We start from the raw sequence: 12,310 nt of genomic DNA, 5'->3' as shown, positions 1-12,310 counted from the left end.
TTTATTACGCTTCGTCGCCGAACCAGCAAATATTACGTGCGGCCATGATGAGCTCGCCGGCTTTCTCGTCGGTTAAACCTTCGATATCAGCCAGGTCATCAACGCCTTGCTCGGCGAGGTCTTCCAGCGTACAAACACCACGGGCAGCCAGCTTGAACGCAATCGCACGATCAAGACCTTCCAGATTCAGCAGGTCATCAGCCGGCTTCTTATCGCCAAGGCTTTCTTCCTGAGCCAGTGCCAGGGTGGTCAGTGCGTTTTTAGCGCGTTCACGCAGGGCTTCAACGGTTGGCTCATCCAGACCGTCAATTTCCAGCAGCTCTTTCATTGGCACATAGGCCAGTTCTTCCAGCGTAGAGAAGCCTTCTTCAACCAGAACAGTGGCGAAATCTTCGTCAATATCCAGGTACTTAGTGAAGGTATCGATCGCCGCATGGGCTTCAGCCTGATGCTTGGCCTGCAGGTCATCAACGGTCATGACGTTGAGTTCCCAGCCGCTCAGCTGTGACGCCAGGCGAACGTTCTGACCATTACGGCCGATTGCCTGCGCCAGGTTGCCCGCTTCAACTGCGATATCCATAGTGTGTTTGTCTTCGTCAACAACGATAGACGCCACATCAGCTGGAGCCATTGCGTTGATCACGAACTGCGCCGGGTTATCGTCCCACAGAACGATATCAATACGCTCGCCGCCAAGCTCAGTAGAGACAGCCTGAACACGCGCACCACGCATACCGACACAAGCACCGACTGGGTCGATACGCTTGTCGTTGGTTTTCACCGCAATTTTCGCACGAGAGCCCGGATCGCGAGCCGCTGCTTTAATCTCGATAACTTCTTCGCCGATTTCCGGTACTTCGATACGGAACAGTTCAACCAGCATTTCTGGTTTAGAACGGGTCACGAACAACTGTGCACCACGCGCTTCAGGACGCACGGCGTACAGAACACCACGAATACGGTCACCTGGACGGAAGTTTTCACGTGGCAGCATATCTTCACGCAGAATTACCGCTTCAGCGTTACCCGGCATCCCTTCGGATTTGATTTCCAGAGAGATGTTGTCGCGGTTTACTTTCTTCACCACGCCAGTAATGATTTCGCCTTCCTGATCGCGGAACTGGTCGACAACCAGCGCGCGCTCGGCTTCACGCACTTTCTGCACGATAACCTGTTTCGCGGTCTGGGTCGTGATACGGTCGAAAGTCACAGATTCAATCTGATCTTCAACGTATTCACCCACGTTCAGACTTTCGTCTTCAAAACGTGCCGCTTCCAGGGTGATCTCTTTGGTCGGCTGGGTCACTTCTTCAACGATTACCCAACGACGGAATGTATCGAAGTCACCGCTTTTACGATCGATTTCTACGCGAACATCGATCTCTTGCTCGTATTTTTTCTTGGTTGCTGTAGCCAGTGCACTTTCCAGCGCTTCGAAAATCTTCTCACGCGGCAGTGATTTCTCGTTGGAGACGGCTTCAACAACAGCCAAAATTTCTTTGTTCATCGCGGGCTTTTCACCTCAATCCAGACTGTTAAAAGTGGGGAACCAGGTTCGCCTTCTGGATATTACTCAGCGCGAACACTTCATCTTTGCCTTCGACTGTTACCGTGATCATTTCACCATCAACGGCTTTGATAATTCCCTGCCATTTACGGCGGTTCTGTACGGCCATACGCAGAACGAGAGCCACTTCTTCACCGGTAAAACGCACATAGTGTTCGGCCGTGAACATCGGGCGATCGAGGCCAGGTGAGGAAACTTCCAGGTTGTACGCAACGGTAATCGGGTCTTCAACATCAAGAACCGCACTCACCTGGTGGCTGACATCAGCACAATCATCAACATTGATGCCATCTTCACTATCAATATAGATGCGCAGCGTCGATGTACGGCCGCGAACGAATTCGATGCCGACCAGTTCGTAGCCCAGTGCTTCGACCGGTGCAGTAATCATCTCTGTTAATTTTTGCTCTAATGTGGACAAGCCCACCCCCAAGACATAAAAAAAGGGCGTAAAGCCCAGTTATTCTGTAGTCAGATAACAAAAAACCCCGATAAATCGGGGCTTTAGATAACTGAACCCTATAGCCACAACTGTGGCCTGGAGCACTCTCCGAAAGAATTTTTTCAAATCCAGCTACGAAGGCTCTAAGTCTTCACAGTATATTTGAAAAAGAACTTTATGGGAAAGTGGTTGCGGGGGCCGGATTTGAACCGACGACCTTCGGGTTATGAGCCCGACGAGCTACCAGGCTGCTCCACCCCGCGCCTGAAACGTGGCAAATTCTACGCGTTTTGGACAGAATTTGCAAATAATGCTGGGATTTGGTACCGAAGACGGGACGTAAAATCGGCGTTCAGTATATTGATAGTTGACCCCACCTGTCAAGGTGACTTCCGTCAGAGCAATCAGACCAAAATTTTTACAAAAAACGCAGGAGTCTCTTTCGGTCATCGGCAAAAGATGATTAAATGAATACTCACTTATTTTGCATAAACATGCACAGATAGCGAAAGCGGTCTCTAATCAGTCAATCAAGCAGGGTTTTATTATATGACGACGATTCTCAAGCATCTTCCGGTAGGACAACGTATTGGCATCGCTTTCTCAGGCGGCCTGGATACCAGCGCTGCACTGCTGTGGATGCGCCAGAAGGGAGCGGTTCCGTATGCATATACTGCGAACCTCGGTCAGCCAGATGAGGAAGATTATGATGCGATCCCTCGTCGTGCCATGGAATATGGTGCAGAGAACGCACGTCTGATTGACTGCCGTAAGCAACTGGTCGCTGAAGGTATCGCGGCTATTCAGTGTGGCGCGTTCCATAACACCACCGGCGGCCTGACCTATTTCAACACCACCCCACTGGGCCGTGCCGTGACCGGTACCATGCTGGTTGCTGCCATGAAAGAAGATGGCGTGAACATCTGGGGTGACGGTAGCACCTATAAAGGCAACGATATCGAACGTTTCTATCGTTATGGTCTGCTGACGAACGCTGAACTGCAGATCTACAAACCGTGGCTGGATACTGACTTCATCGACGAGCTGGGCGGCCGTCATGAGATGTCCGAATTCATGATTGCCTGTGGTTTTGACTACAAAATGTCAGTCGAGAAAGCCTATTCCACCGACTCCAATATGCTGGGTGCGACGCATGAAGCGAAAGACCTGGAATTCCTGAATTCCAGCGTGAAGATTGTTAACCCGATCATGGGTGTGAAGTTCTGGGACGAAAACGTCAAAATTCAGGCGGAAGAAGTGACCGTGCGTTTCGAACGTGGTCATCCGGTTGCGCTGAACGGCAAAACGTTCTCTGACGATGTTGAACTGATGCTGGAAGCAAACCGTATCGGTGGTCGTCACGGTCTGGGCATGAGCGATCAGATTGAAAACCGTATCATCGAAGCGAAAAGCCGTGGCATCTATGAAGCCCCGGGGATGGCGCTGCTGCATATCGCATACGAGCGTCTGCTGACCGGTATTCACAACGAAGATACCATTGAGCAGTATCACTCTCATGGGCGCCAACTGGGTAAACTGCTGTACCAGGGCCGCTGGTTCGATCCGCAGGCACTGATGCTGCGTGATTCCCTGCAACGTTGGGTTGCAAGTGCAATCACTGGTGAAGTCACTCTTGAGCTGCGTCGCGGTAACGACTACTCCATCCTGAACACCGTGTCTGACAATCTGACTTACAAAGCAGAACGTCTGACCATGGAGAAAGGGGAATCTGTGTTCTCTCCGGACGATCGTATTGGCCAGTTAACCATGCGTAACCTGGACATCACCGATACGCGTGCGAAGCTGTTTAACTACGTTGAGAATGGCCTGCTCTCTGCCAGTTCCGGTAATGGTCTGCCACAGGTTGAAAACCTGGAGCACAGCGATAAGAAGTAATCGCTGACAAGAAATGCAAAAGGCGTCCGATGGACGCCTTTTTTATGCCTGTTAATCCACAGACGAAAAAAAGACGTCTTTCGACGTCTTTCTTCTGGAATATTGGTACCGAGGATGGGACTCGAACCCACAAGCCCGTTAGGGCACTACCACCTCAAGGTAGCGTGTCTACCAATTCCACCACCTCGGTACAGAATACTTAGTGCGGGATATCGCTGGTCGGCTTAGCCGGAGCAGCTGGTTGAGTTTGCTCAGTTTTTGCTGGCGCGCTCAGATTTTCCCACTCGCTTCCTTTGCTGGACTTGTTGCTGTTGATATTGCCAAGCACCAGACTGATGATGAAGAACAGCGTAGCCAGAATCGCCGTTGTGCGGGTCATGAAGTTCGCAGAACCACTTGAACCGAACAGCGTACCGGAAGCGCCTGCTCCGAAGGAGGCTCCCATATCAGCGCCTTTACCTTGCTGCAGCATAATCAGCGCTACGAGAGCGATGGCTACAATAAGGAAAACAACTAAAAGAGCTTCGTACATAATCAACCTGTTCCTTGCGGATTTGCCGCATACCAATGCTTCGACCAATTAGCAGGATTTTTGTTTCCCACTGAAGCGGGTGTGAATACTAACCAAAGCGAATGACCTTCGCAAGGGCATTTTTGACGCATTGTATCAACTGCGGAAAAAAACAGCAAAAAGCCATTAATTGCTTAAAACAAAGGCGACAAAAGCCGCCTTTTTAAACATTTAGCGTGCAAGATTATGCAGCTTTTACGGCATCCGCGATACGGTGCGCAAATTCATTCACCTGCGCTTCGTCTTCACCTTCCACCATGACGCGAATCAGTGGTTCAGTACCAGACTTACGCAACAGTACGCGTCCACGGTTGCCCAGGGCAGCTTCAACATCAGCCATCACCGCTTTCACGTTATCATTTTCCAGCGGATCGCCTTTACCGGCGGTAAACCGCACGTTCACCAGGATCTGTGGGAACATTTTCATACCGCTGCAGAGATCGTGCAGGCTCATATGGTTGCGCGCCATGGCCGCAACCACCTGCAGTGCGGCGACGATACCGTCCCCGGTGGTGGTTTTGTCCAGCAGAATCACGTGACCGGAGTTTTCTGCGCCAATTCGCCAGCCCTTCTCCTGCAGTTTTTCCAGCACATAGCGGTCACCCACTTTCGCGCGAACAAACGGAATACCGAGCTGTTTCAGTGCCAGTTCCAGGCCCATGTTACTCATTAAGGTGCCGACTGCGCCGCCACGCAACTGCCCCTGACGCAGACCTTCACGCGCGATGATATACAGGATCTGGTCACCATCGACCTTATTACCTTCGTGGTCGACCATGATTACGCGGTCACCGTCGCCGTCCAGCGCAATACCCAGATCGGCTTTTTCAGCCAGCACACGCGCCTGCAGGGCACGAACGTCTGTCGCACCAACCTGTTCGTTAATGTTCAGACCATCCGGCTCACAGCCAATGGTGATGACCTTCGCGCCCAGTTCACGGAAGACATTCGGGGCAATGTGGTAGGTCGCACCGTTTGCGCAGTCCACCACAATTTTGAGATGTGCCAGACTCAGTTCGTTCGGGAAAGTCCCTTTGCAGAATTCGATATAACGACCCGCCGCATCGACGATACGGTTGGCTTTACCCAGTTCTGCGGAATCGACACAGGTGATCTCTTTTTCCATTTCGGCTTCGATGGCTTCTTCCACTTCATCCGGTAACTTGGTGCCATCAATGGAGAAGAACTTGATACCGTTGTCATAGAACGGGTTGTGTGAAGCCGAAATAACAATCCCCGCTTCTGCCCGGAAAGTACGCGTCAGGTATGCGACTGCAGGTGTTGGCATTGGGCCCGTAAAGGAGGCGGATAGCCCGGCAGCCGCAAGGCCTGCTTCCAGTGCCGATTCCAGCATATAACCCGAAATACGGGTGTCTTTACCGATAATGATCTTACGGGAACCATGACGTGCCAGTACCTTGCCAGCAGCCCAGCCGAGCTTCAGGACAAAATCAGGGGTGATGGGAGCATCGCCTACACGCCCACGGATACCATCGGTACCAAAATATTTACGATTACTCATAGCGTTTGTTTTCCTTCGCTGCCAGTGTGGCTTCCACCACTCGCATGGCTTCTACTGTTTCTTTGACGTCATGGACACGGATAATGTGCGCACCTTGCATCGCCGCAATCACCGCACAGGCCAGGCTGCCACTCAGGCGTTCCCCTGGCCCCACATTCAGTAACTGACCAATCATCGACTTTCTCGACATCCCCACCAGCAGCGGCAGGCCAAAGTGATGAAATTCCGATAAGCGCGCAAGCAATGCATAATTGTGGGAGAGATTTTTACCGAAACCGAACCCCGGGTCGAGCAGCAATTTCTCTTTTGCGATACCGGCACGTTCGCATCGCGCAATATGCTCAATAAAGAAGCGGTTCACATCGGCATACACATCATCATACTTTGGCGCTTCCTGCATGGTTTTCGGTTGCCCTTGCATATGCATCAGGCAAACCGGCAAGCCGGTTTCCGCAGCGGCTTCAAGTGCGCCAGGTTCGGTGAGCGAACGGATATCATTGATAATGTGAGCACCTACTCTCGCCACTTCACGGATCACTTCTGGCTTGGATGTATCCACAGAGATCCAGACCTCAAATCGCTGTGCTATCGCTTCCACCACCGGCACCACGCGCGCCAGCTCTTCTTCCACAGAAACGTCCGCCGCACCAGGACGCGTCGATTCGCCGCCAACATCAATGATCGTGGCACCTGCATTGATCATTAAATTGGCGTGCTTAACCGCTTCGATGAGCGTGTTATGCGTGCCACCGTCGGAGAAGGAATCAGGGGTAACATTCAGGATCCCCATCACATGGGGATGTGAGAGATCGAGATGCGAGTCCTGAGCGAATAGTTTCATGGCAAAATCCCTGGTATTTTCAAGGTTAAACAGAAAAGAAAAACCCCGGAGCAAGCTCCAGGGTTTGATGTACAGACAAATGCTTCAACAGCAGAGACTTACTTATCGCCCAACTGTTCTGACATGGTGTTGCCCGGGTTTGGCGTACGCGGTTCATCAACCGGACGCGGCGCACGCGGGGTGCCATTATTGTCAGAATTGTTGGAAGCACCAGGGTCTTCCCAGCCAGCTGGCGGACGCACTTCGCGGCGGGCCATCAGGTCGTCGATCTGCGGAGCATCGATGGTCTCATATTTCATGAGCGCATCTTTCATTGAATGCAGAATGTCCATATTGTCGTTCAGGATCTGACGTGCGCGACCGTAGTTACGTTCAATCAGCGCTTTCACTTCCTGGTCGATGATACGTGCAGTCTCATCGGACATATGTTTCGCTTTCGCCACAGAACGGCCCAGGAATACTTCACCCTCTTCCTCTGCATACAGCAGCGGACCGAGTTTGTCGGAGAAGCCCCACTGAGTCACCATGTTACGCGCCAGGTTTGTCGCGACTTTAATATCGTTAGACGCACCGGTAGAAACATGTTCTGCACCGTAGATAATCTCTTCCGCCAGACGACCGCCGTACAGGGTTGAAATCTGACTTTCCAGTTTCTGACGGCTGGCGCTGATCGCGTCGCCTTCAGGCAGGAAGAAGGTCACACCCAGCGCACGACCGCGCGGAATAATCGTCACTTTATGCACCGGATCGTGTTCCGGTACCAGGCGGCCGATAATCGCGTGACCCGCTTCGTGGTACGCCGTGGACTCTTTCTGCGCTTCGGTCATCACCATGGAGCGACGTTCCGCACCCATCATGATTTTGTCTTTCGCTTTCTCGAACTCTACCATCGACACAACACGCTTGTTACCGCGAGCGGCAAACAGTGCTGCTTCGTTGACGAGGTTAGCCAGGTCCGCACCAGAGAAGCCCGGGGTACCGCGCGCAATGATTGCCGCGTCGATATCTGGCGCCAGCGGTACGCGACGCATATGGACTTTCAGAATCTGTTCACGACCGCGAACATCTGGCAGACCCACCACAACCTGACGGTCGAAACGGCCTGGACGCAGCAGTGCAGGGTCAAGTACGTCAGGACGGTTAGTCGCCGCGATAACGATGATACCTTCGTTACCTTCGAAACCGTCCATCTCAACCAGCATCTGGTTCAGCGTCTGTTCACGTTCATCGTGACCACCACCCAGCCCAGCACCACGCTGGCGACCTACGGCGTCGATTTCATCAATGAAGATAATGCACGGTGCTGCCTTCTTAGCCTGCTCGAACATGTCGCGCACACGAGATGCACCCACACCTACGAACATTTCAACGAAGTCAGAACCCGAAATTGTAAAGAACGGCACCTTCGCTTCACCCGCGATGGCTTTCGCCAGCAGGGTTTTACCGGTACCCGGAGGGCCTACCATCAGCACGCCTTTCGGGATCTTACCGCCCAGTTTCTGGAAACGGCTCGGCTCGCGCAGGTATTCAACCAGTTCACCAACCTCTTCTTTCGCTTCGTCACACCCGGCAACGTCAGCGAACGTGGTCTTGATCTGGTCTTCCGTCAGCATACGCGCCTTGCTCTTACCGAACGACATGGCACCTTTGCCACCGCCGCCCTGCATCTGGCGCATAAAGAAGATCCAGACGCCGATAAGAAGCAGCATCGGGAACCAGGAAATGAAGATAGAAGCCAGCAGGCTTGGTTCTTCTGGCGGCTCACCTACCACCTTGACGTTTTTAGTCAGAAGGTTATCAAGCAGCTTAGGATCGTTCACCGGGATGTAAGTCGTGTAACGGTTACTATCTTTCTTGGTAACGTTGATCTCACGTCCGTTGATACGCGCTTCGCGAACCTGGTCCTGATTGACCTCCTGCAGGAAGGTAGAATAATCCACCTTGCGGCCATTCGACTCGCTGGGCCCAAAGCTCTGGAATACTGACATCAGCACAACGGCAATGACCAGCCAGAGTATTAGGTTTTTCGCCATGTCACTCAAGGGATTAACCTCATATTACAACTGTGTTAAAAACAGCGTCAGGATACTCTATATCCAGTTTCATTCAAACTTTCGCCTGAAATCCGCCGGTTATCATTTTCGCCCGGTCGCTACAATATACACTTCTCGGGAACGGGCCCGGGAAGAGTCCGGCTTACGAACTTTGACCTTCGCAAACAGGGAGCGAATTTCCTTAAGATACTCCTCGAAACCTTCGCCCTGAAACACCTTCACAACAAAACTACCACCAGGCGCTAGTACATCACGACACATTTCTAACGCTAGCTCCACCAGATACATGGCGCGGGGGATATCCACCGCCGGTGTTCCACACATATTTGGTGCCATATCCGACATGACAACCTGGACCTTACTGTCACCTACACGATCAAGTAACGCTTTCAGCACTAATTCATCACGAAAATCGCCCTGAAGGAAGTCGACACCAACGATGGGATCCATTGGTAAAAGATCACACGCGATGATTCGACCGGTTCCGCCGATCTGCGTTACCGCATACTGGGACCATCCGCCAGGTGCCGCACCGAGGTCGACAACCGTCATCCCCGGCTTAAAAAGTTTGTCACTTTGCTGTATTTCATCAAGTTTAAACCAGGCGCGGGATCGCAACCCCTTTTTCTGCGCCTGTTGAACATATTTATCGCTAAAGTGTTCCTGAAGCCAGCGGCTGGAGCTGGCAGAACGCTTTTTACCTGTCATTTAACATTTCCGTCCTGGTTCATCGTTGCTTGCCTGTGACGTAAATTTCTACGCAGCTATTTGGCGATATAAGGGAGATGGCGGTAGAATGAACCGTTTTCAATCCCAACGTAAGCAAAAATATACGATGAATCTGAGTACTAAACAAAAACAGCACCTTAAAGGTCTGGCACATCCGCTCAAGCCTGTAGTCATGCTTGGCAACAATGGTTTGACCGAAGGGGTGCTTGCCGAGATTGAACAAGCGCTGGAACACCACGAGCTGATCAAGGTGAAAATCGCCTCTGAAGACAGAGACACTAAAAACCTGATCGTGGAAGCCATCGTGCGCGAAACCGGCGCCTGTAATGTACAGGTCATCGGTAAAACGCTGGTGCTCTACCGCCCATCTAAAGAGCGTAAAATCTCGCTGCCACGCTAAGGATATCCTGAATCGAACACATTTTCTGTGTAAAACGAGGGATTTCTGTCAGCAGGTGAGCAAAATGCCACGCTCCTTGAGTTGATAAAAGGCCGCTATGCGGCCTTTTTCTTTTCTTTACAATGTATCAACATCTTAGCAGAGAGGCGAATTACAGGTACTCGACCTTGATAATTTCGTACTCCACTTCACCACCAGGGGTGCGGATAGTCACAACATCATCCTGCTCTTTGCCAATCAGGCCACGAGCAATCGGTGAGTTCACCGAAATCAGGTTCTGTTTAAAATCAGCTTCATCATCGCCCACGATGCGATAAGTCTGCTCTTCGTCGCTGTCCAGGTTCAGCACAGTAACGCTTGAGCCGAAGATCACGCGGCCATTATTTGGCATTTTTGTGATGTCGATAACCTGCGCATTAGACAGCTTGGCTTCGATATCTTTAATACGCCCTTCGCAAAAGCCCTGCTGCTCACGCGCCGCATGATATTCAGCATTCTCCTTCAGGTCGCCATGCTCACGCGCTTCCGCGATAGCGGCGATAATTTCAGGGCGACGAACGGATTTTAGGAAATCCAGCTCTTCGCGCAGTTTTTCGGCACCACGTAAGGTCATCGGAATAGCTTGCATTTGTTATACCTCTTAAACATTCCTGTTGGGAGCAGTGTTCCCTGCCCCGGCCGCATTAGCAGGCCAGAAGCAAAAAGAAAACCGACCCGGGGGTCAGACCCCAGGTCAGCAGCAATTTTCAATTTGATACGCATTTTACCCCGAAGTTCACTATGGGTCATCGTTTACTTTGCAGTGCTATGCACCGTAGTATGACGGTTTGTTTTCGGGTTGTTAGCGCGAGATTATGCGATTTTCCAGATTTATCATCGGATTGACTACCGGTATAACGTTCAGCGTTCAGGCTGCGAATGTTGATGAGTATATTAATCAACTGCCCGCAGGTGCCAACCTTGCATTAATGGTGCAGAAGGTCGGAGCGCCGACGCCAGAAATTGACTACCACAGTCAACAAATGGCGCTGCCCGCCAGTACCCAGAAGGTGATCACTGCGCTCGCCGCCCTGCTTCAGCTCGGGCCTGATTTCCGTTTCACCACCACCCTTGAGACCAAAGGCAACGTCGAGGGCGGTGAACTGAAAGGCGATCTTATCGCCCGCTTCGGAGGTGACCCAACCTTTAAACGCCAGGATATCCGCAACATGGTTGCGGTGCTGAAAAAATCCGGTGTGCAGAAGATTGATGGCAATGTACTGATCGACACCTCTATCTTTGCCAGCCACGATAAGGCTCCTGGTTGGCCGTGGAACGACATGACGCAGTGCTTTAGCGCCCCGCCCGCCGCCGCGATTGTTGACCGTAACTGTTTCTCTGTTTCGCTGTACAGCGCGCCAAAGCCAGATGATTTAGCGTTTATCCGTGTGGCATCCTACTACCCGGTCACGATGTTTAGTCAGGTACGCACGCTGGCCAAGGGCTCACCGGATGCGCAGTATTGCGAACTGGACGTGGTACCAGGCGATCTTAACCGCTTCACGCTGACGGGCTGCCTCACGCAGCGCGCCGATCCGCTGCCGCTGGCCTTTGCGATACAGGATGGGGCAAGCTATGCGGGTGCCATTCTGAAAGATGAACTGAAACAAGCGGGAATAACATACACCGGCACACTGCTTCGTCAGACGCAGGTCAACCAACCCGGCACGGTCATCGCCAGCAAACAGTCGCCACCGCTGCACGATTTGCTGCGAATTATGCTGAAAAAGTCTGACAACATGATTGCCGACACCGTGTTCCGCATGATTGGTCACGCGCGCTTTGGCGTGCCAGGGACCTGGCGTGCGGGTTCAGATGCTGTTCGTCAGATCCTGCGACAACAAGCAGGGATCGATCTGGGTAATACCATCGCCGTCGATGGCTCCGGGTTATCACGCCATAATTTGATCTCCCCGGCCAGCATGATGCAAGTGCTTCAGTACATTGCACAACATGACACTGAGCTAAACTTTATTTCTATGCTGCCACTTGCCGGGCAGGACGGTACGCTGCAGTACCGCGCCGGGCTTCACGCTGCCGGTGTGGATGGTAAAGTATCCGCGAAGACAGGTTCATTGCAGGGGGTTTACAACCTTGCAGGCTTCATCACCACCGCCAGCGGACAACGCATGGCATTCGTGCAGTATCTTTCCGGCTATGCCGTCGAGCCGACCGACCAGCGCAATCGCCGTATTCCGCTTGTTCGGTTCGAAAGCAGGCTTTATAAGGACATCTACCAGAATAACTAG

Annotated in this window: 11 protein-coding genes and 2 tRNA genes; 3 read left to right on the top strand and 10 right to left on the bottom strand. The window is 52.1% G+C overall.

Annotated elements, in window-relative coordinates; translation table 11 throughout:
• Positions 1–4: 4 nt before the first annotated feature.
• The 3 genes from nusA to V6E55_RS10645 all read right to left on the bottom strand — a co-directional run bounded on the left by nusA (position 5) and on the right by V6E55_RS10645 (position 2,272).
• The gene (nusA, locus tag V6E55_RS10655; protein WP_028017046.1) at positions 5–1,507 is read right to left on the bottom strand and encodes a transcription termination factor NusA; all 1,503 of its coding nucleotides are present in this window, start codon (positions 1,505–1,507) and stop codon (positions 5–7) included.
• A gap of 28 nt (positions 1,508–1,535) precedes the next feature.
• Positions 1,536–1,988, bottom strand: coding sequence for a ribosome maturation factor RimP (rimP, locus tag V6E55_RS10650; protein WP_014833432.1), 453 nt, complete (start codon positions 1,986–1,988; stop codon positions 1,536–1,538).
• 207 nt (positions 1,989–2,195) lie between these two features.
• Positions 2,196–2,272 (bottom strand) — tRNA-Met (locus tag V6E55_RS10645).
• 286 nt (positions 2,273–2,558) lie between these two features.
• On the opposite strand from V6E55_RS10645, the gene argG reads away from it, so the two are divergent.
• Positions 2,559–3,905, top strand: a complete 1,347-nt coding sequence (gene argG / locus V6E55_RS10640; protein WP_028017045.1) for an argininosuccinate synthase — start codon at positions 2,559–2,561, stop codon at positions 3,903–3,905.
• A 103-nt stretch (positions 3,906–4,008) separates the two neighbouring features.
• Here argG and V6E55_RS10635 read toward each other — a convergent pair.
• The 6 genes from V6E55_RS10635 to rlmE form a co-directional block, all read right to left on the bottom strand.
• Positions 4,009–4,095, bottom strand: a tRNA-Leu gene (locus V6E55_RS10635).
• Positions 4,096–4,104: 9 nt separating this feature from the next.
• Positions 4,105–4,437 carry a preprotein translocase subunit SecG gene (gene secG, locus V6E55_RS10630; protein WP_316942769.1) on the bottom strand — a complete coding sequence of 111 codons (333 nt, stop codon included), beginning with the start codon at positions 4,435–4,437 and terminating at the stop codon, positions 4,105–4,107.
• A gap of 223 nt (positions 4,438–4,660) precedes the next feature.
• The gene (gene glmM, locus V6E55_RS10625; protein WP_028017044.1) at positions 4,661–5,998 is read right to left on the bottom strand and encodes a phosphoglucosamine mutase; all 1,338 of its coding nucleotides are present in this window, start codon (positions 5,996–5,998) and stop codon (positions 4,661–4,663) included.
• Positions 5,991–6,839: a dihydropteroate synthase gene (folP, locus tag V6E55_RS10620; protein ID WP_114978839.1), complete on the bottom strand. Its 849-nt coding sequence runs from the start codon at positions 6,837–6,839 to the stop codon at positions 5,991–5,993. The genes glmM and folP overlap by 8 nt, the downstream gene beginning before the upstream one ends.
• Positions 6,840–6,937: 98 nt before the next feature.
• On the bottom strand, positions 6,938–8,872 hold the full coding sequence (gene ftsH / locus V6E55_RS10615) for an ATP-dependent zinc metalloprotease FtsH (protein ID WP_014833437.1): 1,935 nt from the start codon (positions 8,870–8,872) through the stop codon (positions 6,938–6,940).
• Positions 8,873–8,974: 102 nt separating this feature from the next.
• The gene (gene rlmE / locus V6E55_RS10610) at positions 8,975–9,601 is read right to left on the bottom strand and encodes a 23S rRNA (uridine(2552)-2'-O)-methyltransferase RlmE (protein ID WP_003861812.1); all 627 of its coding nucleotides are present in this window, start codon (positions 9,599–9,601) and stop codon (positions 8,975–8,977) included.
• Positions 9,602–9,728: 127 nt separating this feature from the next.
• Between rlmE and yhbY the strand changes: the two genes are divergently transcribed.
• Complete coding sequence (gene yhbY / locus V6E55_RS10605; RefSeq protein ID WP_003861814.1) at positions 9,729–10,022, top strand: ribosome assembly RNA-binding protein YhbY; 294 nt, start codon at positions 9,729–9,731, stop codon at positions 10,020–10,022.
• 151 nt (positions 10,023–10,173) lie between these two features.
• Here yhbY and greA read toward each other — a convergent pair whose 3' ends face one another.
• Positions 10,174–10,650: a transcription elongation factor GreA gene (gene greA, locus V6E55_RS10600; protein WP_028017041.1), complete on the bottom strand. Its 477-nt coding sequence runs from the start codon at positions 10,648–10,650 to the stop codon at positions 10,174–10,176.
• 226 nt (positions 10,651–10,876) lie between these two features.
• Here greA and dacB point away from each other — a divergent pair, with 226 nt between their 5' ends.
• Complete coding sequence (dacB, locus tag V6E55_RS10595; protein ID WP_114978841.1) at positions 10,877–12,310, top strand: serine-type D-Ala-D-Ala carboxypeptidase; 1,434 nt, start codon at positions 10,877–10,879, stop codon at positions 12,308–12,310.

The organism is Enterobacter sp. 342 (genome assembly GCF_036663495.1).
GTDB lineage: Bacteria > Pseudomonadota > Gammaproteobacteria > Enterobacterales > Enterobacteriaceae > Enterobacter.
This window is presented reverse-complemented; position numbering and strand designations above follow the sequence as displayed.

Coding starts and splice junctions, on each gene's coding strand:
- nusA (WP_028017046.1), bottom strand. CDS start 1,507: ATGAACAAAGAAATTTTGGCTGTTGTTGAAGCCGTCTCCAACGAGAAA.
- argG (WP_028017045.1), top strand. CDS start 2,559: ATGACGACGATTCTCAAGCATCTTCCGGTAGGACAACGTATTGGCATC.
- secG (WP_316942769.1), bottom strand. CDS start 4,437: ATGTACGAAGCTCTTTTAGTTGTTTTCCTTATTGTAGCCATCGCTCTC.
- glmM (WP_028017044.1), bottom strand. CDS start 5,998: ATGAGTAATCGTAAATATTTTGGTACCGATGGTATCCGTGGGCGTGTA.
- folP (WP_114978839.1), bottom strand. CDS start 6,839: ATGAAACTATTCGCTCAGGACTCGCATCTCGATCTCTCACATCCCCAT.
- ftsH (WP_014833437.1), bottom strand. CDS start 8,872: ATGGCGAAAAACCTAATACTCTGGCTGGTCATTGCCGTTGTGCTGATG.
- rlmE (WP_003861812.1), bottom strand. CDS start 9,601: ATGACAGGTAAAAAGCGTTCTGCCAGCTCCAGCCGCTGGCTTCAGGAA.
- yhbY (WP_003861814.1), top strand. CDS start 9,729: ATGAATCTGAGTACTAAACAAAAACAGCACCTTAAAGGTCTGGCACAT.
- greA (WP_028017041.1), bottom strand. CDS start 10,650: ATGCAAGCTATTCCGATGACCTTACGTGGTGCCGAAAAACTGCGCGAA.
- dacB (WP_114978841.1), top strand. CDS start 10,877: ATGCGATTTTCCAGATTTATCATCGGATTGACTACCGGTATAACGTTC.